The organism is Flavitalea plasmicola (assembly GCF_030546645.1).
GTDB lineage: Bacteria > Bacteroidota > Bacteroidia > Chitinophagales > Chitinophagaceae > Puia.
The window spans coordinates 314,472-341,013 of the sequence record NZ_JAUOTO010000006.1 but is presented as its reverse complement, the minus strand read 5'-3'; the positions used below and the strand labels follow the sequence as shown (position 1 = coordinate 341,013).

Below are 26,542 nucleotides of genomic sequence, written 5' to 3'. Positions count from 1 at the left end.
ATCACCATCCGGGGTTTTGTACGATGAGCCGGGCGCGGTCCATCTCATACTGGCTGATGGGGAACCAATAGGAGGCGGGGTTTCGAAAGAGATGGCTGACGGCGACGACGCGTTGATAGAAGTCGTCCCCATCCTTGTTGATATTCATCCCGTGCAGCGTTCCCATTACCTGGGGCGCAATTTTCCACCTGCGGATATCGAACCAGCGGTGGTTTTCGAAAGCCAGCTCCACCCTTCTTTCTGCCCAGATCTTTTTGCGTACCTCGTCCTTGCCGATGGGTATGGGTAAGGGGTCTGTGCCATCGCCATATTGGGAGATGCCTGCCCGTTGCCGGATGAGGTTGAGGTATTTGAGGATATCACTATTGCCGGGATCGTATTCGTTGAGCGCTTCTGCGTAGTCGAGGTACATTTCTCCCAGCCGGAACAGGACGAGGGGTCTGTTCTGCTGGGCGCCTGTGCCGCCGGAGCCGGCGTTGGTCTGGGGTGCGACATTCTTCCGTACGAGATAACCTGTTTTCGACCAGTCGGTGGGATGGCCGTTCTTTCCATTGGGGCCGGAAACGTAAAAGGTGATGGGAGCGGCGGCGCTCATGTTGCCGCCCTGGAAGATGCTGTTGTTATAGGTGACGGAGGCATAAAAGCGGGGTTCGCGATTGATATACATGTTGTATACCTGTGCGCCATTCACTGTCGTGAAACCCGTCTCCGTGTAGAGGCTGGATTCGCCAATGGGCAAGCCATCCTTCATAAAGTAAGCGTCCACCTGCTCCTGGGTAGGGGCGATGCCGTCCCATCCGCCGGCCTGCCTGGGCATGCAATGCACGTCCAGGGTTCCCAGGCCGTTGCTTTTGCGGTCGAAGATCTGCTCATTGTTCCAGGCTACGGAGAAGATGCCTTGCGTCGACTTCACCGGATCGCCGCCGGGGTCGGTGTAGAGGGAGTATTGCCCCAGGTCGATGACGGCCTTTGCGGCGTCGGCTGCTTTTTTCCATTTTTCGGGATCGAATGTCTGCGAGATGAGGGCGTTGCCTTTCTGATCCTTGAAACCGGACTGATCGGTGTTGCCATTGTACAGGGGGCTGGCTGCGTAGAGCAGGAGCCTTGCCTTGACGGCCATAGCCATGCCCTTTGTCGCCCTGCCATAGTTCATATCGCTGGTCTGGCCGTTGAGCACGGGTGTCAGCGGCAACACGGAGGCGGCTTTGTCCAGTTCATCGGCGGCATAGGCGACGCACTCGTCGAAGGGGCTGCGGGGCAGCTGCATGCTGGCGGCTGAAGCATCTGGCGCCGCCAATGTATCGCCTACCAGCACGACGGGTCCATATTGCCGCATGAGGAGGAAATAATAATAGGCGCGGAGGAATCTTGCTTCGGCCTTGTATTGATCGATGAGCGTCTGTCCGTTGAGCGCCTTTATTTCGACATTCTCATCGATGTGCAGGATGAAATAGCTGGCGGATCGGATGGCATCGTAGTAGTAGCCCCATTTGTCGAAGAGGGCGTTGCCGGCACTGATATTGCCTATGTTGAGATCGTAAATGGGGTATTTCGACCAGGTGACGTCGCCTTCGTCGCAATTGCCGAACCAGGGCCATTGATTCCATTGCTCGGATGGGTCGTCCACGTAGCTGTAAATGTTGGCGAGGTATTGTTCGGACGTCGCTTTTTTCTTAAACACTTCGTCGATGGTGATGCGATCGTTGGGTACCTGGTCCAGGTATTTTTTACAGGAACCGCCGAGCACGAGCATGAAGCATGCGATGAGTATCAGGTAGTGCTTTTGCATGATAGTAGGTTTTGAAGGCGTCGGAATTATTTGAAAGTGGTTTTGATGCCCAGGTTGTAGGTTTTGACCAGCGGGTACTGCGAGCCGCGGCCATCGCCCAGCTCTACATCCCAGAGCTTAAAGCCACTGAGGGTAAGCAGGTTGTACCCGATGAAATAGATGTTGAGATTGGACAGGCCTGCGAGTGACAGCCATTTCCTGTTGGAGAAATTGTAGCTGAGCTGGGCGGTTTGCAAGCGCATGAAGGCGCCGTTCTTCACCCACCAGGAGCTGCCGGCGTAGTTCATATTATCGTTGCCGTAGGTGAGGCGGGGGTAGAATGGATGCGGGTTGGTGTTGCCGGGGGTCCATCTATCTACGATCTGGGTGAGGAGGTTGCCCCGTTCGCCGCCCTGGCTGAAGGGCTGCAGTCCGTCGCCGTTGAGCTGAATGTCGACATTGCTGATGCCTTTGAACCATCCTGCCAGTGACCAGCCTTTCCAGCTGATAGTGGGGCCGAAGCCATATACGATCTCCGGGATACTGCCGTAGCCGATGGGTCCCTGGTCGTACGTATTGAGGCGGCCATCGCCGTTGAGGTCCTTGTATTTGATATCTCCTGGGTGATTGGCCCCTGTCTGGTAGGGGCTGTTGGCTACTTCCTGCTCGCTTTGGTACAGGCCCAGGGCCGTGTATCCGAAACGCTGACCCAGCTTGCGCCCGATGCGCTGCTGCCAGGGATAGGGCCAGGGAGCGTTGGCGTCGTTGATGATCATGGCCCTGTTCCAGGTGAAATTGCCACGGAAGATCAGGGTGAGATCTTTCCCGATCCGTTTGTTTATTTCGAGCGTGGCGTCTACGCCCCTGTTGCGGATCTCTCCCAGGTTGGCATAGGGCAGGGCGCGAATTCCTTCGTAGTTGGGGACGTCGCCGCGTTGACGGAAAATGCCCGATCGATTTTCATTGAACAGGTCTACCGTGAGGGAGAGGGCGTTCTGCAGCGTTTTGATCTCCACGCCGAGGTTGGCCTTTTTTGCCTTTTCCCAAGTGACGGATACGGCATAGTCGCCGATGTCGAGACCGGAGATGTCGTTGTTGACACCATTCTGGCCATAGGAATAGTTGCCATTGCCGCCTCCTACCGTTGCTATGTAAGCGAAGCGTCGGCCACCTATGTTACTATTGCCCACCAGGCCGTAGGAGAACCTGAATTTCAGGAATTGTACGGCACTCGCCAGGGGTTTGAAGAAGCGCTCTTCGGAAGCGACCCAACCTGCGCCGAAGGAGGGAAAGAAACCGAAACGATGGTCCGGCGCGAAGGTCTCCGAGCCGTTGTATCCAAAATTGGCCTCGGCGAGGTATTTGTTGTCATAGGCATAGGTGGTCCTGCCTGCCAGGCCGAGGTACCTGTAAGGTATGGAGCTGATGAAATCATTGGCGAAAGCATCTTCTTTATCGGATTGGTTATACAGGACCATGCCTGTGACGGCATGCTTTCCGAAGGTACGATTGTAGTTGATAGCGGCCTCTGTATAGAATTGCCGGGTACCGCCATTGGTGCGGGAGTAACCGAGATAGTTGGTACCTACGGAGGTGCGGTCGACAAGCAGATTGCCTGCGGAATCCCTGCCTTTTGCCAGGTAGCCATCCACGGATTTGGTACGGCTGATGATATGCGCGTTGTAATTGTCGAAAGAGAACATGCCTGTCATGGAGAGGCCTTTGAGCCAGAAGCCCAGGTCCTGCGTCACGCGGATATTGCTCCATAGCTGGCTTTTGAATTCCGTGACATAGCCGCTCTGGGTTAGAAGGTTATAGGGGTTATTGATATCGCCCGTCCGGATCTGGGAATGGAGGCCATTGGAATAGACGGCGGGGATGACGATGGGCGGCAGCAGGTAAGCGGAGCCCCAGATGGCGTCGACCGAATTGCCGGGGAAGTTGCCGTCACTGATCCAGCCTGCGGCGCCGAAGCCAACCTTTGTTGTCTTTGTCAGCTGCAGGTCCAGGTTGGCCGTGAAATTATAGCGGGTGAACTTGATGGCTGAGTTGTAGTTGGCCAGCTGGTCTGTTTTGTACATCCCTTTCTCATCGTAATAGCCGACGGACAAATAGTACTGTGCGTTCTCGGAGCCGCCATTGGCATTTACCCTGGCGCGCCTGTTCTGTCCGAACTTATTGAACAGGATGTTGAACCAGTCTACATTGGGATAGAGGTCCGGGTCGGCCTTGCTAAGGGTCTTGTCTATCCTGTCCTGCGAATATTTGGGCAGCGGGTCATTGGGATTGCTGTTATGATAGGCTTCGTTGGCCATCTTCATATAGGTGACGCCATCGGCGAATTGGGGGATCTTTGTGAACTGGGTGAGGCCCTGGTCATACTGGGCGTTGATCATCGGCTTGCCTACCCTGCCCTTCTTGGTCTGTATGAGGATGACGCCGTTGGCGCCCCTTACGCCATAGACGGCTGTCGCCGAAGCATCCTTCAGAATGCTGAAGCTGGCTATATCTTCCGGGTCTACGTTGGCGAAGTCGCGTTCGATGCCATCTACCAGCACCAGAGGCGAGCTGTTGGTGAACGTGGAGATGCCGCGGATATAGATCTCCGCATTGTCATAACCGGGCTGGCCGCTGCGCTGCACGCCGATGACGCCGGCCACACGACCTGCGATCACGTCGGTGAGGTTGGCGACGGGCTGACGGAGGTCTTCCGCCTTGATGGTGCTTTGCGCCCCGATGGTGGTGATCTTTTTCTGCTGTCCAAAACCCACGACAACAATTTCGTTGAGGCCACTGATCTTTTCTTCCAGGATCATGTTGATCTCTTTACGGCCCTGAACGGGCATCTGCTGTGTGCCGTAGCCTACAAAGGTGAAGACCAGGGTGTCGTTGCCATCGGGGAGACGGAGGGAGTACTGCCCGGTGGCGAGTGACTCGGTGCTGACGCCCGCAGCTTTCGCATGGACCGTTACGCCTGCGAGGGGCTGGCCTTTTGTGTCGGTGATCTTACCGCTGACTACGATGGCCTGCACCGGAGGGGGTGAGATGCGTTTCCTGATGACCACGGAGTTTTTCAGGATGGTGTAGCTGACGGGCTGGCGGTCGAAGCATTCGTCCAGGACCTGTTTCAGCGGCCGGTTGAATGCGTAGATGCTGACAGGTGTGGTCGTCTTCAATACGTCCTCGTCATACAGGAAGTCCATGCCCGTCTGTTGTCTTAGTTTGAAAAAGACGTCCTTGAGCGATGCGTTGGTCACTTTAATGCTGATGTTCTGGGCGGAAGCAAAGCTGCTGGCAAAAAAGGTCATGGTCAATAACAGAGCGAGCGCGGTGCGTCTCAGGGGCTGATATGCCCAATGGGTGCAAGGAAGGTACATGCAGTAGTTGTTTATATGGCTGTAGAAATTAGCAATCAAATATTCAGCAAATGTTCTTATGGCATTACGATGATCTTCTTCTTATTTATTGAAAAGTGCACGGAACCTGTCAGTTCGAGGACCTGCAGTACATCTTCCGCATTCTGATATCTTGAAAGCGTGCCTCCGAGTTTGCTTTCTATCGAATGGCTGCTGAACTCCACATCGACGTTGTACCATCTGGACATATCTTTCATGATGCCGTATATGTCCTCGTTCTCAAAGGCGAAGTATCCATTTCTCCATGCGACGGCGTTATTGACATTCACTTCCCTGATCGTGAAACGACGTTGGTTCGGTCGCAGGGTAGCCTGTTGACCGGGTTTGAGGAGGGATTCTCCGGCTGTTGCCGCCGACAGCTTGACGGCGCCGTCCAGCAGGGTGGTCCTGATGGTTGTATCGTCCTGGTAAGCCTTGATATTGAAGCGGGTGCCGAGCACCTGTACGTCCATTCCGTTGAGCCGGACCTTGAAAGGTTTTGACAGGTCGGCAGCTATCTCGAAGTAGGCTTCTCCTGTAAGCTCTACCTGTCTTGTCGTGCCGGCGAAGGCGGTAGGATATTTCAAAGAAGAAGCTGCGTTCAGCCAGATCTTTGACCCATCCGCCAGGGTCACTGCGTATTGTCCGCCTCTTGGCGTGGTGATCGTGTTGTAGAGGGTCTCCGTTGTTGTTGCAGCGTTTTTATACATCAGCTGACCATCGGACTTTTCGATGTTGGTTTTCCCCTGGAGGGCCAGATGTCCGTTGCGGGCGCTGTCCAGCACGATGGCGCTGCCGTCGGCCAGGGTCAGGATGGCTTTGTTGCCGCCGGGCGGCAGGATGGGTTTGGGTTTGTGTGTGATAGTCGCCTGGTTGTTCGGCGGTCTGTTGAAGTAAAGCACGCTGACGGCTCCGATGACCAGGAGCATGGCGGCTACAGCGCTCCAGCGGAGGATGGTGTCCATTCTTCTTACCCTGGATGGAACGGCCAGGCCGAGCTGTCCGAAGATGGTTTTTACGGCGCCGGCTGTGTCGTAATTTTTCAGCCGCCTCAACTCGTCTGTGATGGCTTTGCTGTTTTGGAGAAAGGTGTCGTCCCCGTTTGCAGCCTGCCAGGCCGCTATCGCTTCCTGCTCGTCCGGGGCAAGCGGATCTCCTTCATGCAGGCGATGCAGCAGGGTGGCGATATAGATGGCGTGGTCGATATTTTTCCCGTTGGGTTCCATGTCGTGTATATATTAGAACACCGCCCGATGTAAAAGGACTTCTTACATTGCGCGGTTTTTTTAGGTAAGGTTTTAGGTGAGGTTTTTTATGCGAGGGTTTAGCAGTTTAGCGCATGAGGAAGGTGAGAAGAACGAGCAAGGGCTCGCCGCTGTCTTTGAGCTTGCTGCGCAGGGCCACGAGGGCCTTGTATTTTTGGTTCTTTACTGCCTTGACATCCATTTGTAATTGTTCTGCGATGGCACGTACCGTCATGCCTTCTTCGTAGCTGAGGTAAAACACTTCCTGCATTTTGGGGGACAATGTCTGCACGACCTGGTATATGCGGGCGATGTATTCGGACCGAACGATCTCTGTCAGGACGGAGCCTGTTTCCAGCGGGTGACCGGCAGCGGCCATCATGTGTTTGTTCTCCTGTCTTTCCCGGCTGCGGATGAGGTTGAGACATCCATTCCTGGTGAGGGTGAAGAGATAGCCTTTCAGGCTCATGATGTTCTCAAAGCTGGGGCGATTGTTCCATACTTTGATGAAGGTCTCCTGAACGATGTCTTTTGCGAGGGAAGAGTCGGGGAGAAATTTTTCAGCGAAGCGGCAAAGTATGGGGAAATAGGCTTCGACAAGCAGTTGTAAGGCTGCAGGGTCTCCTTCAGAGAGCCTTGTTAACATCTCCTCATCCACGATAGTCATCACTCCTTTAGAAAAAAATTAGAATTGGTTTCGTGCACAAGATAGGATATTATTTTGTGCGGAGCGGGAGGTGCTGCGGGCGAGGATCGTTTGGTTAGCCGGGGTTAGCCGAAGAGCCTGATCACTCTGATCTCAAGGACTTCACGGGGTTGGCCACAGCGGCCCTGATGGCCTGATAGCTTACCGTCAGCAGCGACACGATGATGGACAGGGCGCCGGCCAACAAAAACACCCACCATTTTATATCGATGCGGTAGGCGTAGCCCAGCAACCAGCGATGCATGGCATACCAGGCAATGGGTGAGGCGATGAGGATGGACAGCGTGACCAGCGCCAGAAAATCTTTTGTCAGCAGGGCCGTGATCCGGAAGACGGAGGCGCCCAAAACTTTCCGTACGCCAATCTCTTTTGTCCGATGGGTGGTCATATAGGCGGCCAGTCCAAAGAGGCCGAGGCAGGAGATAAAGATGGTGAGCGCGCTGAACAGGGCTGTGAGGGTAGCGATACGTTGGGTGCCATCGAATTTGCGGGCGTAGTCGTTGTCGGCAAAATGATATTCGAAGGGATAGCTGGGGTTGTATTGCCGGAAGAGCCGTTCCATGAAATGGAGGTTCTTTTCCATGTTGCCGCCGGCGGCAAAGCGGATATTGATGACATTAAAGCCCTCGCCATTGATCCCTTCCACGATCAGGGGACGGATGTGATCATAGGGCGAGCCCAATACAAAATCCTTCACTACTCCTACCACATGATATGCCTTCCCATTGTCCTCCCTGACCAGCTGGCCGAGCGGCTCTTTGAACCCCATTGCTTTTACAGCTGTCTCATTCAGCAATATAGCTGTCGAGTCCGTGGGATAATTAGCCAGGTCCATGTCGCGACCCTGCGTCAATCGCAGACCTGCCGTCTTTACGAGGGATTCGTCCTGCGCCAGTACATCAAAGTCGATCTTATCGCCGGGGGTCTTTCCCTGCCAGCTGAATCCCCAGCTGTCGTTGCCCCTTTCCGTCAGCATCAGGTTCGACCGGGTAACGGACGTGGCCATGCCTGAGGAGAGCAATGCCTGTTTGATGGGTTTGAAGTGCTTGTCCAGGTCGCCCGTGATCCAATGGTAGACGAGCTGGCTATGTTCGTAGCCTGCCTGGCGTTGCTGGGCGTATCGGATCTGCTGGACGACGATGAAAGTGGAGATGATGAGTATGATGGCAAAGCTGAACTGTATTACCACGAGGATCTTCCGGGGGTTGATGCGTGCATGGGCTTTTTTGAATGCCCCTTTCAAAACTTTAACGGGCTGGAAGGAGGACAGGAAGAAAGCGGGATAGCTGCCGGCGATGATGCCTGTCAGCAGGATAAAGGCAAGGGCGGCGATCCAAAACCAGGGACTCGTGTACGGTATGGCCAATTCTTTGTTGACGAGGCTATCGAAGGCTGGCAGCGTCCATTTCACCAGGGGAAAGGCAAGGGCGGCGGCGAAGAAGGCGATGAGCACCGACTCACCCAGGAACTGCAGGATGAGGAGGTTTCTGCCGGCGCCGGCCACTTTCCGGATACCTACCTCTTTAGCCCGGCGTTCGCTGCGGGCGGTGCTCAGGTTCATGAAATTAATGCAGGCGATCAGCAGGATGAAGGCGGCAATGATGCCGAATAAGCGTACGATCTCGATGCGTCCGCCGACGATCTTTCCATTCTCGAAGCTGGAATACAGGTGCCATTTACTGACGGGATGTAGGAACAGCTCTTCCTGCTCTTCGCCGTTGCTATGTTTTTTGGTGATGTCCCTGATCTTGTTGTTGACGGAGGCTGCCGTAGCGCCGGGTTTCAGCAACACATAATTGTTCACGGCGTTATTGCCCCATTGCTCATCGTCCTGGTTGGTCCTTTTCATGTAGGACCAGGGAAGGAGATATTCAAAGTCGAAAGTGCTGTTGGTGGGCAGATCTGCCAGAATGCCAGTGACCTTGAGATCATTCTTATCGATGCGGATGGTCTTGTTCATGGGGTCTTCGCTGCCGAACATTTTTTTGGCCATCTTTTCCGTGATGACGATGGACGAGACATCATTCAGCGCTGTAGCCGGATCGCCTTTCAGCAGCGGGAAGGTGAACATGGTTAAAAAGGCGGGGTCGACCGTGAAGGCTTTTGACGAGAACCGTTTTTCGCCCACGGCGGTGACATACCAGCGGATATGGACGCGGGTTTCGTCCGCGATTTCCGGGACCTCCTGCTTCAAGGCGGGACCAAGGATCTTGGGGGTTGTATTCCAGCATTGGAGCTTGCCGTCAAAGGTCCCGCGGTTCCAGACCTCATACAGCCGGGCTTTGTTGGCGTGGAAGCTGTCGTAGCTGACTTCGTTGTGGATCCACAATAATATAAGGACGGCGCTGGCCATGCCGATGGCCAATCCAATGATGTTGATGAGGGAAAATCCTTTACTCCGCCAGAGGTTTCTTAAGGCGATCCTGATATAGTTGGTGAGCATGGGTGCGTGTTGTGGTTATTTAGGCGCTAAGAGGGTGCCAAAATAGTAGTTGGTTGTTTTTTAGTGGTTTATCTGGTGTTTGTGCTTTTGTTATTGCCCGTTTTTGGTACAGCCGCTGTACTATTTTGTAAGATGGTTTGTTTGCAATCTGCCAGGCAAAGAACGTGCACCAGCACAGAGCATCTGCCAGGGTCAGCCCAGCCTCGGAGACGCCTTAAATTCGGGTTAGGGCATTCAGGCACCACAGCCCAATAGCACTTCCTGTTGATGGATGAGTAGACGTCCAGAGGTGCCGAATTTACAGCGACGGAGAGGTTTGGGCTGCCCGGCGAAAAGAAAAGGGAAGATGCACAGGATCAAAGAAAGCTATTGGGCGTAGAAAATCCTGCGCGAGTGATTGCAGTGAAAAGCCCGCAGCGCTAGCGAGGACTTGGAACGAAAAGCACGACCCAAAGGGGCACGCCATGAAAAAGTTCGAAATTCACCTGTATGCTATTTTAGGACGCATCAGATCACCGGCGGGATTTTTGTAGGTTTGGAAGGTATTAAACCAGGTTTATGCCTACCATTCATTTGCTGATCAAAGGTAAAGTACAAGGCGTGTATTACCGGGGTAGCGCCAAGGAGGTGGCGGACCGGTTGCGTGTTACCGGCTGGATAAAGAATACCCGGGAAGGGCATGTGGAGGTCCTGGCCAGTGGCAGCGAGGACGACTTGCGCCGGTTTGCCACCTGGTGCAAGCGCGGTCCTGAGCGGGCTGACGTGTCGGAAGTGATCGAGCTGGGCGCGGGAGATGGGCGCATGGATGCGGGGAACCCGGCTCCGGATCGGGAGGCGCAGGTGCAGGGGGGATCGGGCCAGGTGCAGGCGGAAGGGTTTCTGATCCTGCGGTGACGGGACGCCCGATCGGGGAGGTACGTGCTCCCGCTGGCCCGGAATCCTTCCTCAATAACCGGGTGTCTGCCTGAAGCCGGGGTTGTTGAAGCTTCTGGCGAGATCGATCTCCGGCTGCGGCACGGGCCATAAAGTGTCGCGCAGGGGGAAGGTCCTGAAGTTGCCATTGGGATCTTTTGTCGCCGGCAGGATAGTCCTGTCCAGACGCCACCGTTTCAGATCGAAATACCGCTGGCCCTCCAACGCCAGTTCTATCCTTCTCTCCTGCCGGATGCGTATGCGCATGGAGTCCTGGGAGATGCCGGCCGGCAATAAAGGCATGTTGACGCCGGGGCGGGCGCGAACGGAATCCACTGCGGCGTGGACCGTGGGGTCAGGTCCGCCCACTTCATTCTGTGCCTCTGCATACATCAGCAGCACTTCTGCGTAGCGCAGGTACGGCCAGTCCTGGTCACTCTGGGTGCCTATGACGGTGGCGCGGGTGGAGTCGACGCCTTTTTTGTTGAGGAAGCCGGCCGTCGCACCGATGTCGGAAGGCTTAAAAGGTATGCCGCCTTTGTACAATACGCCGGGCACGAGCACGGTGGCCAGGAGCCGGGGATCCCTGTTCGCATAAGGATCAGCGGAGTTATACAAGGGAGAAACGGTGATGGGTAGTCCATCTGTGCATTCGTAGGCGTTCACCAGGTAATTGATGGGCTGAAAGCTGGAGCTATACGTGTACAGGTAATCCGCGGGGCTATAGGCGTTGGGTACCTGGTATTTGCCGGAGAACATGATCTCGGGGTTGGCGTTCTGTCCGGGCTTCAGGAACAGTCCGCGATAGCCCCCTTTGTACAGGCTGAACTTCCCTTCCGTCATGATGGTCTGTGCGGTGGCGGCAGCCTGCTGCCATTGACCGGTGGTCAGGTAGTATTTCGCCAGGTAGCCCAGGGCGGTGCCCCGCACGACATGGCCGCTGTAGCCTGTATTGGGCAGGATGCTGGCTGCAAAGCTGAGATCGCTGCGAACCGAATCCAGGACTTCGGCCCTGGGAGACCGTGTGAGCTTGTAGCTGGCGGAATCTTTGCCCAGGGGGCGGAAGGAGAGGACCACATCGCCATACAGCTGGGCCAGCAAAAAATAATAGTAGCCGCGGATGAAGCGTGCTTCTCCCAGGTATTTCTTCATCGATGCCGTGTCCATGGGTATCCTGCCTATATTGGCCAAAAAGATGTTACAGGCTTCGATCGCCTTGTAAGGCGTGTAGTAAGCATCATACTGGATGGCGCCGGTGGTGGATTCGATGGCGCCGATGGCCACATTGCCAAAGGCTCCGCTGTAGGCGTTGTCGGCGAGGCTTTCCCAGTAGGGCGTGCCGGCCCCCCACCCCTGCCCTGTGTTGTTGGCGTTGGTATAATTATATCCCTGGACGAGATAGCTATAGATGCCGGCGAGCGCCAGGTCCGCGTCGGACGTCGTTTTCCAGAAGTTGCCGGCGGAGAACTGGTCAGGTGGATTCTTATCCAGGAAGTCCTTGTTACAGCCGCAGAGGCTAATGATCGTGCAGATCGCGAAGAGTGGAAGTTTTATATGTTTGGTAAACATTGTAGGCGGATTTAATCGAATTAAAAGACTGCTTTTACACCGAAAGAGAACACCTGGTTCTGCGGATGGACGACGAAGCGGGTGTTGCTGGCGACCCGTTCGGGATCCAGGCCCGGAAATTTGGTAAAAGTGAGCAGGTTGTCACCGGCAAAGTATACCCGCAGGCTGCTCATCGCCAGTCTTTTGGCCACGGCTACCGGCACGGTGTATCCCAGCTGGATATTCTTGATCCTCAGGAAGGACGCGCCCCTGAGGTACCAGGTGGAAGGGGTGCTGGCATTCGCGCTGGCAGGGCCCTGTCCGGTGATATAGATCAGGGGCATCGTATTGCTGTGATTTTCGGGCGTCCAGGCATTGAGCCAGTCGGAAGTGGGCGGCGACCCCTGGTTAAAGGGCTGGATACCCCAGCCATTCACAAATTGTTTCTGTCCATAAGAGCCATAAACGAACACGGTGATATCGAAGTTCCTGTAGGATGCGCTGGCATTGAAGGAATAATCGAATTTCGGGAACACGCCCGGAACGATGACCCTGTCATTGGCGTCGACCGTGTCATTGCCCGTCACGTCTTTGAACTTCATATAACCGGGCTTGGGGGTATTTTGCTGGACAGGGGACTTGGCGACGTCGTCGGCGGATTGGTAAATGCCTGCGAACTGATAGAGGTAGAAGCTGCCGTAAGGCTGGCCTTCCTGGTAAATGGTATTATTGGCAGTGGTCTGCGGCGGACCGAATTTCACCAGCCTGTTCTTGTTGGCCTGGATATTAGCGCCCAGGGTGTAGCGCACGGCGCCTATATGATCGGCATACTGCGCGGAGAGCTCCACTCCTGTATTGCGCATCCTGCCGTTGTTGATGGTAGGCGGTGTGAGGCCGATGTAGCCGGGAATGGCGAATGATGCGAGAATGTCATAGGTGAGCTTGTTGTACCAATCGAAGGTCAGGCTGAGCTTGTTGAACAGGGTGAGGTCCGTACCGATGTCAAACATTCTGGTTGTTTCCCAGCGGATGTTGGGGTTGGGCAGGACGTTCTGCGCGACGCCTGTACTGAGGGCGCTGCCCGTGAAAGGATAGCTATATGAGGTATTATTGTTGTAGGAGTTACGGTAGGTGTAAAGATCCTGGTAAGGATAGTTGGTGATGTTCTGGTTACCCAGCTTGCCCCAGGATGCCCGCAGCTTCAGGTTGCTGAGCCAGGAGACATCCACCAGGAATTTTTCCTTGCTGGCCACCCAGCCCGCTGAAACGGAAGGAAAGAATCCCCACTTATTGCCCGGTGGAAAACGGGAGGAAGCATCATAGCGGGCATTGGCCTCCAGCAGAAATCTTTCCTCGTAATCATAATTGAGGCGGCCATAATACGAGCGCAGGGACCATTCGGCGGAAGTGCCGGAGTTGATCTGCGAGCCAGCGGGACCGGCATTCAGCTCCTGCAGGATATTGGAAGGAAACGGGGTATTGCGATTGCCCACCAGCAGCTGCCCTTTGTTATACTCTACCTGTGTGCCGGCCAGCAGTTTGAGATCATGGGCCCCAAAGCTACGGGTATAGGTCAGCTGGGTATAGCCGACGGGGTAGATATTGCTGGTGTCCGTGACGACCATGCCCTGCCCGTTGACATCGAGGGGCCGTTCGGGTGCATCGGTGGGGCCGGCAAACCAGTTGTATTGGTAGATCACGGGCTTGAAGTCGCTTCTTTTCTCGTATTCGAAGTTGAAGCCTCCGCTGGTCCTCCACTCCAAACCTTTCAGCACTTTCACGTTCACGAACAGGCTGCTTTGAATGTAGTAATCATCGTCTGTTACCCGGGCGTTCTCGGCAATGGCGACGGGGTTCTTGTTCGGTGTCTGCACGCTGGGAAAGACGGAGTTGACATAGCGGCCACTGCCGTCCGGGAGTTTCGGGCCGTACAGCGGCGTCTGGGAAAGCGTGGAGAGGAACTGATCCTGGCTGCCCCTGGACGTATATAACCTTCTGCTGTAATTGAAGGTGAGGCTCGACCCAAAGGTGACGTTGTCATTGACCTTCGAGTTGAGGTTGAACTGCAGGTTGTATTTCCTGAACGAAAAGCCGATCATGATATCGGGCTGATCGACATAGCCAAGCCCTACGTTATAGGTCGTTCCATTGCGGCCGCCTGTGATGCCAATGTGGTGCGTCTGCATGACGACGGTGCGCATGACGGCGTCGAGCCAATTGTAATCGGGATATAGTTTCTTATTGCGGCCCGGATCGGAATACAGGTCGATCTGCGCCTGCGTGAATTTATTCGGGTAGCCTGAATGGGTGGCTGCCGTGTCCCAGAGCTTCATGTACTGCGCGGAGTTGTAAATAAGATTGTCCGGCAGTGCAGTAGGTCTGGTAATGCCCAGGTTGTAGTCGTAGCTCAGCTGCATTTTACCGGCGGTACCCGACCGGGTGGTGACGAGGATCACGCCATTGGCTGCCCGGGTGCCATAGATGGCCGCCGATGCGGCGTCTTTCAGCAGGGTGATCGATTCGATGTTCTGCGGATCGAGGTTGGTGAGGCTGCCGGGCAGGCCGTCCACGATGACCAGCGGATTGCTGCCGGCGGAGCTGTTGGTGCCCAGGCCCCGCACCCGCAGGACGAGCCCTTCGTTACCCGCTTCGCCGGAACCCTGGACCAGGGAGAGACCGGGCAGCTTGCCTTGCAATAGTTGGGTGGGATCGGTGGCGACCCTTTTATTGAGATCCCCTCCCGAGACGGTGGCGATGGCGCCCGTGAGGTCGGCTTTTTTCTGTGTGCCATAGCCCACCACGACTACATTGTTCAGCTCGGTGGCTCTTTCCCGCAGGCTGATGTTGATGATGGACCTTCCCCCGATTTTTTCTTCCACGCTGCCGTAGCCGACGGCCGAGATGACCAGGGTGCTGCCGGGCGGGGCTTTGATGGAATACTTGCCGATGGAGTCCGTCACGGTGGCGGTGGTAGCACCTTTTACCGCGATGGTTACCCCCGCCAGGGGTGCGCCTTTATCGTCGGAGATCGTGCCGCTGACAGTAGCCTGCTGTGCCTGGACCAGCTGTTGCCCGAAGAGCAGGATGGCGGTGGCCAGGATAAGGAATTGGTAGGTTTTAATCATATGGCTAGGTTAGTTGGAAAGTTTCATCCGCAAGTAAGGTCGAATTGGATACCCTGCATTCAGCGGGATTGTCTTATTAGTCCCTCTTTTTGACAGGGCCATGTGTGTGAGCGGTGCTGCTGTTGAGGGGGCGCGGGGAAGAGGGCTGCCAGGCTGGGGTCCTGGGTCTGTCTGGCAGTAAGTTGAGAGGGAGGGCTGCCAAGCAATTTTAAGCGGATAACCTAAAAAGTAATATCTTGCGGTCCATTGAAAAAGGGGTTATTGCCGGTCCATAGTTGTCTATGGGCTTTTTTGGTGCCTGACTGAGGGGGCTTCTTTAACCTTTTATTAACCCGAAGGAGAATACATTTGTGATCCGGGATGGGCCCGTGCTCTGAACCGAACTATATTACTTTAAGTGAAAATATGAAGAAGCATTTTGTAACTGCAATAGCTTTTCTGGCCATTACTACTGCTGCACTCGCTCAACAAAAAGATTCCGTCGCAAAACCTATCGTCAAGCCGGCCACCCCGGCGCCGACAACGACAAGCTCCGGTAAAAAAGACTGGAGCAAAGTGAATTTGGGCAAGCGCGCCGCCGACCATTTCATGGTCCAGCTGGGGTATGACAACTGGGCGCAGGCGGCGGATAGTATGCATATCCAGGGGTTCAACCGGAGCGGCAACTTCTACTTCATGTTTGACTTCCCTTTCAAGACCGACCCCCGATTTAGCGTGGGAGCGGGTCTGGGTATCGGGTCCAGCAATATCTTCTTCAACAAACAGTATGTGCGGATAGCGGCCAATAATCCGACGCTGGCCTTTTCGGACGAATCACAGACGGACCACTGGAAGAAATTCAAGCTGGTGACGACGTACCTGGAAGCGCCCATCGAGCTTCGGTTCGCCATGGACCCGGAGAATATGAACAGCAGCTGGAAGTTCGCCGTCGGCGCCAAGATCGGGCTGATGCTGAGCGCACATACCAAGGGCAAGACCCGTCAGAACAGCTTTGGGCAGACCATCGGCAACTATACGGAAAAGGAAGCTTCCAAGCAGTATTTCAACAGCACCAAGCTGGCGGCTACCGCCCGGATCAGCAAGGGCGTGTTTGGGATCTTCGGCCAGTACCAGATCAACACCCTGATAAAGGCCAATGCCGGCCCTTCGGTATTCCCCTATTCTTTCGGGATCATGCTGAGCGGATTGTAATTAAGGTTTTTATAAGATATTTTTGGACGCCCCTACCGGGGCGTTTTTTATTACCTTTGCCGTCCAAATCATGTATTTTGATAGATAAGAAGAACAGTATTCAGAAGGCGGAACGGGCGGTGCTGGTGGGCTTGATCCATAAGACCCAGACGGAGGAGCAGTCGAAGGAATACCTGGACGAACTGGCCTTTCTGGCGGAGACGGCCGGGGCGATGACGCTGAAACGTTTTACCCAGAAATTAGAACACCCTGACAGCAAGACCTTTGTAGGCAAAGGCAAGCTAGAGGAGATCAAGACCTATATCCAGCTGAAAGACATCCAGGTGGTGATCTTCGACGACGAACTTTCCGGATCGCAGATCTCGGCCATTGAAAAGGTCCTGGATACCAAGACGATCGACCGGAGCGACCTGATCCTGGATATTTTCGCCAGCCGGGCCAAGACGGCCCAGGCGAAGCTTCAGGTGGAACTTGCTCAATATCAATATCTTCTTCCTCGCCTCCGGGGCATGTGGAAGCACCTGGAACGGTTGGGAGGCGGCATCGGCACCCGGGGTCCCGGTGAAACGGAAATAGAAACGGACCGGCGGATCGTCAAGGATAAGATCTCCTTGCTGCGGCGGCGGCTGAAAGAGATTGATAAACAGGCATTTACCCAGCGCAAAGACCGTGGTGAATTCATCCGGGTCGCCCTGGTGGGGTACACCAACGTGGGTAAATCCACGCTGATGAACCTGCTGAGCAAGAGCGAGGTTTTTGCGGAGAACAAGCTTTTTGCCACCCTGGATACGACTACGCGAAAAGTGGTTTTTGAGACGACGCCCTTTTTGCTGTCCGACACGGTGGGTTTTATCCGGAAATTGCCCCATCACCTGGTGGAGAGCTTTAAAAGCACCCTGGATGAGGTGCGGGAAGCGGATATCCTGCTGCATGTGGTGGACGTCTCGCATCCGGGATATGAAGAGCAGCTGGGCGTGGTGAATAAGACGTTGCAGGAGCTGGAGGCTTTTGATAAGCCGATGCTGGTGGTCTTCAACAAGATCGATGAATATGAGAAGAAGGTTTTCGATCCCTGGCTGGAAGAGGGGGTGAAACAGGAGATCATGTCGGAGCTGCGGGAGCGGTGGGAGCGGGAAACCAATGGCAATGCGGTCTTTGTTTCGGCCACGGAAAAGCGGAATATCGATGAGCTGCGGCGGACGATGCTGGACAAGGTGAGGGAAATGTACAAGGCGAGGTATCCTTATAAAACTTTAGATTTTTTAAATGGGCTCTAAGAAGTATACATGGCATAAGGTGGCGGAAGCTGCCGAGGATTTACAATGGTCACCCGGGGAGATTGCGGAGGTTTTGGCAGGGGATGTGAAGGTTTGCCTGGCGCGGTTTAAGGAGGTATGGTTTGGTTTTGCCCATACGTGTCCGCATGCGGGGGCGCCGATGACGGATGGGTACCTGGTGGGGGCCTGCCAGGTGGTGTGCCCGGTGCATCAGCTGAAATTCAACCTGCAGAACGGGGGGAAGGACGTGAATGGGGAGGGGTATCGGTTGAAGACCTACCCGGTGGAGGTGAGGGAAGATGGGATCTATGTGGGGTTTGAGGAGGGGGGTGGATTTTTTAAGAAATGGTTCTAAGTTTTTTTAGGTGAGGGGGTTTTGAAAGGGTAAAATTCCTTATTTTTGCGTCCCCTTTTGGAGAGGTTTGTGCGGGTGGTTTGTTTATGTCCGGGAGGGGTGAGAAAGATATAATCCTCCTTAGCTCAGTTGGTTAGAGCATCTGACTGTTAATCAGAGGGTCGCTGGTTCAAGTCCAGCAGGGGGAGCTGATAATTAGGCACTTGTGACTGTATAGGTTATAGGTGCCTTTTCATTTGATACATATTTTGATACACCTTTAATGTGGAAAAATTATGGTTAGATGGAAGTATATCGCATTACAATTAGCGCAAACTTATTCCGCTCTGCCTTTAGGTGGGCGGTATACTCCGGAGCATCTGGCTAGGTCTTGGGCTTCTATATTTGATGAGCCAGTGGGTAATTATTATGATCCCAAGATGATGAGCGGTGGACTGGCCGTCATGTATAATTTTTTCATGACAATTGCGAACAGGGAAGATCTCTCGGATTCAGAAAAAGTTGGGTATATTCTCCATTTGCTGAAAATCATCACCAGTGGCTTCAACACTGAAAAGGTCGATAAAATCCTAAAGGACGGTGGTTATGTGGAAAAAGTGACTTATGATTATTCTGATAAAGAGCTTGCCCAAATACTGAATTTTCACCCGGAGATTATCAATCATTGTTCTTCCCTATTTAAACGTGGTCATTATTCCAATGCCGTTAACGAAGCTTGTAAAGCATATAATCAGGCGGTAAAAAATATGTCCGGGTGTGAAAAGGACGGAAGGCCTCTAATGTTGTGGGTTTTTAGTGAAAAAGGTAACCTTCGAGTAAATTCTTACACTACCACTACTGAAAAAGACGAGCAGGACGGGATTATGTTCTTGTCAGCTGGCTTAATGGCAGGGTTCCGTAACCCAACATCACATGAGACAGCAAAGGAATGGAATATTTCAAAAGAAAAATGCATTGAAATTTTGGCATTGGCATCGTTATTATTCAAGGTGCTGGATGATACGTCGGTCATTAAGATATAGCACTCTGAACGAGATCATAATGCTTTAGGTAGGCGACTTATATCCGGGAATTCCTTATCGTCCACTTTCCTCATTTGAATTCTTTCCGCTGCAAGGATTGAAATAAATCTGTCAAACTCAGCAATGGATTTTAAGAATAAAGAATGCGTCTGCAAGTATATGATATCATAATAGCTGAACTTTGTATGCTTAAACCATATAGGATTAACATATAATCGGGGTGAGAAAATAAGCGTAAGTGTAAGTTTGGCTGATTTCAAAACAAACCGATTACAAATATATCCCAGTATCGTATCTGTGTTATATTCAATATTGGTAGTATAGAGAGAGTCTTGGGATGCGAGTAGTCGGTCCCCCGGCTCATAAAAAAGCGTATCCAGATCTTTGTACTTTGAATATACCTTGTTGTCAACTTGTTTGAAATAATAGTACTCGAGAGTCCCGGCGTCCGGCCTATTAATAAAGCTACCTCTCTTATATATACAAATTGTCTTAGCTGCTCCAGCTGCCCTCAAATTGTAATCATCAAAGGAACTGTCCTTTTTTATGGTTTCAAGTCCATAAACGATTTCACCTTCAAATTCTTTTTGCGAATAGCTACACTTGGACAAGCTCAAGGTTAACAATACAAAATATAATGGTCTCATTTTATAAATTGAGCAAGTAAATACTATAATGGTTTCTCTGGCCAGAATTCTCGGGGAGAACATTTGAAAACTTTGGCCAGCGCGTTCAAATGATTAATATTATACTTGGCCCGCCGGCTAGGTGTTTCAACATGGGAAACGAAACTGTCACTCATTCCCAGTTTTTGGGACAATTCGATTTGTGAAAGCCCTACTTCTTTTCTTTTTTCCCGGACCTGATCTATTATATATTGTTCGATCTTAGTCATTTCCCTCCACTTTATAGGGCAAGTGAAGATATTATTCGAAAATTTACAATGGTACCTGTACCATTATTTAATTTTTTCTTCTTATATTCGTATAAGCATAGCAATCCAATATTCTTTTCAACTAACGTTAGTTGTATTTACATATATAGAGTTAAGCGCTTCTACGAGTCTCGCCCGACGAACCTGACAATTCAACAAACGCGAGAGTAAGTTAAGCGCCCAATCCCTATATTGCAATGGGGTTGGGCTTACTTATGTCTTTGTGTTTGGCCATCGCAAGATGGTGGGTCTTGTCAGGACCTGTCGGACAAAAGGCTGGGTGAGTCCCAACCCTATTTATTTTGCTAGGGTTAATCGGACATGCATCGGCTTTTTAAATTGAATTCCGTACCCATATTTTTAAAATATTAAACCGATTAATCCTCATGTCACATTATTTAGAACATCTTCAATTCTATAACCAGCCTGTTCGGCTATCACAGGAATTTAAGAAGGCCCCAATAACTTTCCTGCATAGATTTTTCTGCGATTATCATCTGGCTGATCTTCGGCAGCTACAGAAGGACATTCTCGAAACTTGCCTGACAACGGATACGCCTCCATTTTGTTATCCAGAAAAACGAGCAGACCTTCTTTTGTTCCTTAAGAACGTTGAATTACTTTTCGAAGCTGCTTTTTTACTCCTGAAAAATAGCGAAGCGGAACAGCGTAAGTAGCAACAATATTCGATCCCAGAACCCGTAAGCGCGTTCATGTATCAAAGGCTATAGGAAACTTTGTTGTATTAGCAAATAATTGAAATAATCCGAACAGGCGCACGGATATTCTGGATAAATTAAAAGCTCTTTTATGAACAATGGAAATATTCTCTTGCTGAAAGAGAAACTTAGATACCTGGGGTTTGGGGAAGCGATTGCTTCCAGTGACCGATTGGACATAGAGATTCAAAATGGTACGGCAGCGTTTCAATTACAGACAGCCGCCTGTTTTGATGAATGGAGCACAATACAGGCCACCCTATTCTTTCGGAAGTCCGACAACTTCGACATGTATTTCTTCATCAAATTCGATGCGTTGCTAATTTGTGATACTGCCCCCATGATTACCAGAAGGCAAACGTTCCACATTAAGAATGGAAGCGGAGTTACATTTAAGGAAGCCTTTAATCTTTTGCAGGGAAGGTCGGTCATTACGACTCTTTGGGATTCCGATGATGCAAAATACTCCACCTGGATACAATTATCTTTTTCTCAAAGGACACGCGATAATACCAACTACAAGGTTCGCCAGTACGGAGAGAATTATGGGTATGATCTGGAAAAAGCCCTAAGTACCTATCCGATCCGGGAGCTGCAGGATGAAAAACTAAAGATGAACCTACTATGCAGCCTCCAAAAGGGGAATGTTCACCCGGTAACCATTGTTAAGGCCAATAAAATGGAGAGGATGTTTGTGGAAGCCTGTCCAGCCATTCCTTCAGATTGTTTTCGATGGTAGGAGTCTTTGTGCCGGAAAAAATATCCATTCTATTCTATTGTCTTGGGCTTTTAATCTGGCCTCCGATACCGGTAAAAGCCCAGCGTAATCTTCTTTAGCCCGGATTAGAAGATCACTTTTCTTGATTTATGGGGTCTTGAACTGGATTCTTGATAGACTAACTTCAGGTGTTTTCACGGTAATTTTTCTTGATTTTTAAAGTTATATTGCCTACCTACGATTTGCTAAAACCCCATTATGTTCCTACAAGCCTTTGTAATAAAAAACTTTCGTTCCATCGAATCTGTAGCCCTAAATTTCCAGAAGGGCGTAAATGTCTTGATCGGAGAAAACAACGCTGGAAAATCTGCCATTATTGATGCATTGCGAATTTGTCTTTCGTATGGAAGCAGTTGGCGAGATATCAGTATTGACTTCTCTGATTTCTATGTTGATAGAGGGACGTGTGATCCACCGCCCTGCGAGATTGGCTTTGACCTATACTTTACAATCACTGATCCCGATGAGAAAGGCTGGTTCCATGACTTATATGCGATCACCGAGGAAGGTTATGAAGACCTTCAACTGCACTTTAGGTTTCATGTAGAGGAGCTAAATGGTAACAGTAAAATTCGCCGGCGGTATTGGGGAGGCGCAACTGAAGGGCAACGGCCAGACCCGGAAGTCCTTGATCTCTTCTATTATGTTTACTTAGAACCGCTCCGCGATGCGGTCCAACACCTCAAGCCAATCAGAGGAAGTAAAATTGGTCAGTTGTTTTTAAACATTGTTACAAATCCCGACAAGCGAAAATCCCTTTCTGGAAAGGTAAGATCAGCCTTAAATGACGATGAGGAGTGGAAGACGGTTGTCGACGACGGTAAAGGTAAGATTAACACACACCTGTTGGAAACCACCATAAGAGGCAAAGAACAGGATGTCGATTTAGATTTTTTACCTTTTGAATTTAAACGAATCGTTGAAAACCTGCAGGTCAGGATGCCAGTCTTCTCCAACGAGGTCCTAGCGGGAGACCAGACAAAACAGAAATATTTTGATCTTTACCAAAACGGATTGGGTTATAATAACCTAATCTATACGGCGACAATATTAGGTCATCTCAAACAAAAAGCTGAAGTGGATCCCACCTCCTATATGGCCTTGCTTATTGAAGAGCCAGAGGCCCATTTGCATCCGCAGCTGCAAAACATTCTCTTTAATTATCTCCATACTTTGAATCAGGAACACTTCCAGGTATTTATTTCTTCTCATTCACCCACAATTACGGCTAAAGCCGACTTGGATTCCCTGATTGTCTTACAACATCAAGGAGGTAAGGTGACAGCACTACCGGTGTTGCGCTCCCCCTTAAGCCCTGACAATAAACGATATCTACACAAGTTTCTGGATGTTACAAAATCTCAATTGTTCTTTGCCAACGGGGTGCTTCTGGTGGAAGGTATATCGGAGGCATTGTTACTACCCATCTTTTCTCGAATGATGGGATCTGAATATGATTTGGACAAAGCAGGGGTGGAAATCGTCAATGTAAATGGAGTAGCATTCGAGCATTTTGGGAAGCTTTTTAACGACCCTGACCAAGCTCGTAGACTGGCAGCGCGATGCGCCATTATTACTGATGATGATCGCGGGGAGCCGACGGATGATGAGAGCCCAAGAGCGGCAAATGCAGTGGCACTTGAGAATGGTTCACTTAAAGTGTTTTTAGGTACGGTCACCTTTGAGTATGAGCTATTCCTTCAAGGTAACAACAAGGACATCTTGCTTGGTATTTTTGAGAATCTTAAACCAAAAGCAAAGCGTAATATTGTTGCCGGACCTACACTCGAAACTCACGGCCGAGCCTTTGTACAAAAGGTAGCAGACAATAAGGCCAAAAGCGAACTGGCCCATCAGCTGGCTGTGGAGTTGGAACTGACTGAGGCTACACGTGAAGGGTTTGTTATTCCAGAATATATTAAAAGTGCCATCCGCTGGGTGGTTAAAGGCGAATAAATGGTAGCAACACTATCAGCAATTCAAAAAAAGATTGCCTACGACGCTACGGGCAAGGTGGTAGTCAGGGCGTGCCCTGGTAGCGGTAAAACTTTCTCAGTTGCCGCCCGCATCGCTCATCGAGTAAGCCACTGGGCACATCCTAATCAAGGCTTGGCTGCAATTTCCTTTACCAACATCGCATGGCAGGAGATCGATCAAAAGCTAACTACCATCTTCGGCCTTCCCCATTATTTGGAGTATCCTCATTTTTTGGGCACTATCGATAGCTTTATCAATAAATATATTTTTCTGCCACATGGCCATCTGATAATGGGCTGCAAGGGTAGACCAGTGCTTGTGGGTGACCCGCATAGCAATTGGAATATAAGGAGATATGACAAGGATTATGACCAATATTTCGCCAAAGTTAGCCTCGGCGTTAACGATGAATTGATTTATCCAGAAATTCAAGGTGTATTTTTCTTTGGATTTAATAAAATGTATAATAATGACGGCAATGAGAGCGGGCATGCCAGATCGATAAGGGAGAGCAAACTTAAATATTGGAAACAAGGCTACGCATGTCAGCATGATGCCAATTATTTCGCGATGAAAATCCTGGAAAAGTATCCCCAGGTGGCGCGGTCTTTGGTAAGCCGCTTTCCGGAAATCATTTTGGATGAAGCTCAGGATACTAGCGAGGTGCAAATGCGAATACTGGATTTGCTTTGTGACCAGGGGCTTTCCCAGGTGATGTTAGTAGGAGACCCGGATCAGGCCATCTTTGAATGGAATAAAGCCCGTCCGCAGCTCTTTAACGATAAGTTCGAGGCATGGAAGGATAACTCTATTATATTGAACGATAACCGTCGAAGCTCCCAGTCCATTTGCGACGCGACATTTCACCTCTCTACCTTGGGTAATGTATCTACATCTGTCACACCGGAGGTGATGGGCTTTGGTCTGCAACCTCAGTTTACGATATATACGGAGGGTACCATTGGTCAAACCATCGAGCAGTTTTTGCAAAAATGCCGGGAATTGGCCATCGAGATCCATCCCCGAAATGTAGCGGTCATCTGCCGCAGCAAAGGCCTAGTAGGTCATATTCTGGGAGATCCTGATCTCCATGACTGGACACAGGACTATCTGGTTACCTATCCAATTATTCATGCCTGTTTTCTTTTCACCAAGGGGTTATTGAAAAAAGCCTTTCAGGTTGCAGAAAAAGTGATTTTTCACCTGGTGGAGAAAAAAGACGTTGTGGATAATAAATCAGTAGAGAATTTCCGCGCTAGTCAGAACTTTACGGAGTTTCGAAAGCTGATACTTGGTTTTCTAAAAATGTTTCCACCGGCTACCGGTAAGTTAGGGGCTTGGATTGATCAAGCGAATCGCTTGTATAATAATGTTTTGACTGTTTCTGATCAGGCTCGTGACCTGGAGATCGAAGATTTGTTTTCTTACCTTGAAAAAGACGATCTGCCATCTGATTACACTGTTGGTAGCGTGCATGCAGTGAAAGGAGAGACATTTGAGGCTGTGCTGCTCTTTTTAAAACAAAAGGGCGTTGGCAGCTATTACACCACCATGATCGACAAAGGCATCCGAACAGATCAGGAGGAAGAATTACGGATCGTATACGTTGGAATTACCCGTCCCAGAAAGTTATTGGTCGTTGCTACTCCGAATGATAAGAACTTGGTTGCTTGGAAAGCTAAGCTCGGTTGCCAGTAAAATTGTTTAATAATCCCTAAAAGAAGCAGCTGTGACGTCTGTCTTTAGTACTCCAATGATAAATCGTAATGTATGAGCATCAAAAACATCAGCAAATTAAAATTTGAGGCGATGATCTTCATCCGTGAACCGGCTGCCGAATTCCAATTTGAAGAAGTGGAATGGTTTGAAGCATACGGTAAACTTATCGCCATGATTGCTAAGAGTAGAATTGATGAGGATTTCAATTATATAATTTTTGCGCGTGATGAAAGGCGCGTGTTCCGATTCCATGATATTGGTATGCCTTTTTTGGAGACACAGGAAGAGGTTCGCGCAGCGCTCATGGAAAAATTGGCTCCTTATGCCGAAGATGGTAAAACGTTTTATGAGGCATCTCCCATAAAAAAAAGAATCACCGATCTTTTTGTACCAGCTTCCCGCGTAAGCTCTCCTAATCCCTTGTTTACCATGCTAAGGGAAAAACCCTATTATGAAGCCGCCCGCAACCTTATTGAAATAGCAGCCTACACTTATTTTGATAACGATGGAAATTTCATTAGAGATTTCCAGACCTCGGAGTTCAATAATCGCCTGTGGGAGCTTTTTTTGCACATATACTTTACAAAACGATATTTAAAACGGGATTACAATCAAACCATCCCAGATTTCTGCTTAAAAATTTTTGATTATGACTTGGCTGTGGAAGCAGTGACTGTTAATCCGAACCCTAGCTTTGACGAGGAGAACCCGGTTGGTGTTGAACAGTTGCATGCTTTTACGCAGGATTATATGCCAATTAAATATCATCGGACTCTTTCTAGAAAGTTGGAGAAAAAGTACCATGAGCTGGCCCACGTGGCAGGTAAGCCATTGCTCTTTGCTGTCCATGATTATCATATACAGGGTAGTGGTCAGGCACTAGGATCCATGGTTTGGACCCGGCAAGCCCTTCAAGAATATCTTTATGGCTATCGGCGTGTATGCAAGATAGTAGGCGAAGATCTGATATGTGCTGGTGAAGACGTACCATTTGAAAAAATTGACGGTCATCATTGGAAGGGTGCGTCAGCGCCATCCGGTTTTTTTGATTTGCCTGGTTCAGAGCATGTTAGCGCAGTACTGTTTGCCAGTAATGCAACAATTCCTACATTTAATCGAATGGGGAAGCTAGCAGAATTGGGCTCTGTAGATTTAAAAATCACTAGGTGGTATCAGCAATATAATCCCAAGACAGAGACATTTGAAAGTAAAAAGTCTGATGTGGACGATCCCACTTATGAGGAAGACTGGGGCGACTCGGTGGCTATATATCATAATCCGCGAGCGCTCGTTCCTCTTGATGGAGCGGTTTTCTATGATGCAAGCCATTTTTATTTTGATCCAGCTAGGACGGGGGTTGTGGCATTCTATGGCCCCAGATACACACCTGCGGCACATAGTAAAAGTGAGGTTCCTAAATTATAGCCCC

The 26,542-nt window shown here is 50.8% G+C and carries 17 protein-coding genes and 1 tRNA gene; 10 read left to right on the top strand and 8 right to left on the bottom strand.

Annotated elements, in window-relative coordinates:
• Position 1 precedes the first annotated feature (1 nt).
• From Q4E93_RS23105 to Q4E93_RS23085, 5 genes are all read right to left on the bottom strand, one after another.
• Positions 2–1,789 (bottom strand): RagB/SusD family nutrient uptake outer membrane protein, encoded by a 1,788-nt coding sequence (locus tag Q4E93_RS23105; RefSeq protein WP_303589347.1) that lies wholly within the window; start codon positions 1,787–1,789, stop codon positions 2–4.
• 26 nt (positions 1,790–1,815) lie between these two features.
• Positions 1,816–5,145 carry a SusC/RagA family TonB-linked outer membrane protein gene (locus Q4E93_RS23100; protein ID WP_303589344.1) on the bottom strand — a complete coding sequence of 1,110 codons (3,330 nt, stop codon included), beginning with the start codon at positions 5,143–5,145 and terminating at the stop codon, positions 1,816–1,818.
• A 56-nt stretch (positions 5,146–5,201) separates the two neighbouring features.
• Entirely contained in the window at positions 5,202–6,389 is a 1,188-nt protein-coding gene (locus Q4E93_RS23095) for a FecR family protein (protein ID WP_303589343.1), read from the bottom strand.
• 106 nt (positions 6,390–6,495) lie between these two features.
• On the bottom strand, positions 6,496–7,074 hold the full coding sequence (locus tag Q4E93_RS23090) for an RNA polymerase sigma factor (RefSeq protein ID WP_303590088.1): 579 nt from the start codon (positions 7,072–7,074) through the stop codon (positions 6,496–6,498).
• A gap of 121 nt (positions 7,075–7,195) precedes the next feature.
• A complete protein-coding gene (locus Q4E93_RS23085) occupies positions 7,196–9,556 on the bottom strand; it encodes an ABC transporter permease (protein WP_303589342.1) in 2,361 nt (786 codons plus the stop codon).
• 558 nt (positions 9,557–10,114) lie between these two features.
• Between Q4E93_RS23085 and Q4E93_RS23080 the strand changes: the two genes are divergently transcribed.
• Positions 10,115–10,450 (top strand): acylphosphatase, encoded by a 336-nt coding sequence (locus Q4E93_RS23080; RefSeq protein WP_303589341.1) that lies wholly within the window; start codon positions 10,115–10,117, stop codon positions 10,448–10,450.
• 51 nt (positions 10,451–10,501) lie between these two features.
• On the opposite strand, the gene Q4E93_RS23075 is transcribed toward Q4E93_RS23080, so the two are convergent.
• Complete coding sequence (locus Q4E93_RS23075) at positions 10,502–12,037, bottom strand: RagB/SusD family nutrient uptake outer membrane protein (RefSeq protein ID WP_303589339.1); 1,536 nt, start codon at positions 12,035–12,037, stop codon at positions 10,502–10,504.
• A 20-nt stretch (positions 12,038–12,057) separates the two neighbouring features.
• Positions 12,058–15,141 carry a SusC/RagA family TonB-linked outer membrane protein gene (locus Q4E93_RS23070; RefSeq protein WP_303589338.1) on the bottom strand — a complete coding sequence of 1,028 codons (3,084 nt, stop codon included), beginning with the start codon at positions 15,139–15,141 and terminating at the stop codon, positions 12,058–12,060.
• A gap of 405 nt (positions 15,142–15,546) precedes the next feature.
• Here Q4E93_RS23070 and Q4E93_RS23065 point away from each other — a divergent pair, with 405 nt between their 5' ends.
• The 5 genes from Q4E93_RS23065 (at position 15,547) to Q4E93_RS23045 (ending at position 18,986) form a co-directional block, all read left to right on the top strand.
• Positions 15,547–16,332: an outer membrane beta-barrel protein gene (locus Q4E93_RS23065; protein ID WP_303589336.1), complete on the top strand. Its 786-nt coding sequence runs from the start codon at positions 15,547–15,549 to the stop codon at positions 16,330–16,332.
• Positions 16,333–16,409: 77 nt separating this feature from the next.
• Entirely contained in the window at positions 16,410–17,609 is a 1,200-nt protein-coding gene (gene hflX / locus Q4E93_RS23060) for a GTPase HflX (protein WP_303589334.1), read from the top strand.
• Complete coding sequence (locus Q4E93_RS23055; RefSeq protein ID WP_303589332.1) at positions 17,599–17,964, top strand: Rieske (2Fe-2S) protein; 366 nt, start codon at positions 17,599–17,601, stop codon at positions 17,962–17,964. Before hflX ends, Q4E93_RS23055 begins: the two co-directional genes overlap by 11 nt.
• A gap of 114 nt (positions 17,965–18,078) precedes the next feature.
• A tRNA-Asn gene (locus Q4E93_RS23050) sits at positions 18,079–18,152 on the top strand.
• Positions 18,153–18,239: 87 nt separating this feature from the next.
• Positions 18,240–18,986: a TIGR02391 family protein gene (locus Q4E93_RS23045; RefSeq protein ID WP_303589331.1), complete on the top strand. Its 747-nt coding sequence runs from the start codon at positions 18,240–18,242 to the stop codon at positions 18,984–18,986.
• 670 nt (positions 18,987–19,656) lie between these two features.
• Here Q4E93_RS23045 and Q4E93_RS23040 read toward each other — a convergent pair.
• Complete coding sequence (locus tag Q4E93_RS23040) at positions 19,657–19,881, bottom strand: helix-turn-helix domain-containing protein (RefSeq protein ID WP_303589329.1); 225 nt, start codon at positions 19,879–19,881, stop codon at positions 19,657–19,659.
• Between the two features lie 849 nt (positions 19,882–20,730).
• On the opposite strand from Q4E93_RS23040, the gene Q4E93_RS23035 reads away from it, so the two are divergent.
• The 4 genes from Q4E93_RS23035 to Q4E93_RS23020 all read left to right on the top strand — a co-directional run bounded on the left by Q4E93_RS23035 (position 20,731) and on the right by Q4E93_RS23020 (position 26,538).
• Positions 20,731–21,378, top strand: coding sequence for a hypothetical protein (locus Q4E93_RS23035; RefSeq protein ID WP_303589327.1), 648 nt, complete (start codon positions 20,731–20,733; stop codon positions 21,376–21,378).
• 237 nt (positions 21,379–21,615) lie between these two features.
• Positions 21,616–23,373, top strand: a complete 1,758-nt coding sequence (locus Q4E93_RS23030; RefSeq protein WP_303589326.1) for an ATP-dependent nuclease — start codon at positions 21,616–21,618, stop codon at positions 23,371–23,373.
• Positions 23,374–25,092, top strand: a complete 1,719-nt coding sequence (locus Q4E93_RS23025; protein WP_303589325.1) for an ATP-dependent helicase — start codon at positions 23,374–23,376, stop codon at positions 25,090–25,092.
• A gap of 72 nt (positions 25,093–25,164) precedes the next feature.
• Positions 25,165–26,538 (top strand): hypothetical protein, encoded by a 1,374-nt coding sequence (locus Q4E93_RS23020; protein WP_303589323.1) that lies wholly within the window; start codon positions 25,165–25,167, stop codon positions 26,536–26,538.
• The last annotated feature ends 4 nt before the right edge of the window (positions 26,539–26,542 follow it).

Bases quoted from the DNA above. Each gene is read 5' to 3' on its own strand.
- Q4E93_RS23065 (WP_303589336.1), top strand. From the start codon at position 15,547: ATGAAGAAGCATTTTGTAACTGCAATAGCTTTTCTGGCCATTACTACT.
- Q4E93_RS23020 (WP_303589323.1), top strand. From the start codon at position 25,165: ATGAGCATCAAAAACATCAGCAAATTAAAATTTGAGGCGATGATCTTC.
- Q4E93_RS23090 (WP_303590088.1), bottom strand. From the start codon at position 7,074: ATGACTATCGTGGATGAGGAGATGTTAACAAGGCTCTCTGAAGGAGAC.
- Q4E93_RS23055 (WP_303589332.1), top strand. From the start codon at position 17,599: ATGGGCTCTAAGAAGTATACATGGCATAAGGTGGCGGAAGCTGCCGAG.
- Q4E93_RS23070 (WP_303589338.1), bottom strand. From the start codon at position 15,141: ATGATTAAAACCTACCAATTCCTTATCCTGGCCACCGCCATCCTGCTC.
- Q4E93_RS23035 (WP_303589327.1), top strand. From the start codon at position 20,731: ATGAACAATGGAAATATTCTCTTGCTGAAAGAGAAACTTAGATACCTG.
- Q4E93_RS23085 (WP_303589342.1), bottom strand. From the start codon at position 9,556: ATGCTCACCAACTATATCAGGATCGCCTTAAGAAACCTCTGGCGGAGT.
- Q4E93_RS23105 (WP_303589347.1), bottom strand. From the start codon at position 1,789: ATGCAAAAGCACTACCTGATACTCATCGCATGCTTCATGCTCGTGCTC.
- Q4E93_RS23040 (WP_303589329.1), bottom strand. From the start codon at position 19,881: ATGACTAAGATCGAACAATATATAATAGATCAGGTCCGGGAAAAAAGA.
- Q4E93_RS23100 (WP_303589344.1), bottom strand. From the start codon at position 5,145: ATGTACCTTCCTTGCACCCATTGGGCATATCAGCCCCTGAGACGCACC.
- Q4E93_RS23080 (WP_303589341.1), top strand. From the start codon at position 10,115: ATGCCTACCATTCATTTGCTGATCAAAGGTAAAGTACAAGGCGTGTAT.
- Q4E93_RS23030 (WP_303589326.1), top strand. From the start codon at position 21,616: ATGTTCCTACAAGCCTTTGTAATAAAAAACTTTCGTTCCATCGAATCT.
- Q4E93_RS23075 (WP_303589339.1), bottom strand. From the start codon at position 12,037: ATGTTTACCAAACATATAAAACTTCCACTCTTCGCGATCTGCACGATC.
- Q4E93_RS23025 (WP_303589325.1), top strand. From the start codon at position 23,374: ATGGTAGCAACACTATCAGCAATTCAAAAAAAGATTGCCTACGACGCT.
- Q4E93_RS23095 (WP_303589343.1), bottom strand. From the start codon at position 6,389: ATGGAACCCAACGGGAAAAATATCGACCACGCCATCTATATCGCCACC.
- Q4E93_RS23045 (WP_303589331.1), top strand. From the start codon at position 18,240: ATGGTTAGATGGAAGTATATCGCATTACAATTAGCGCAAACTTATTCC.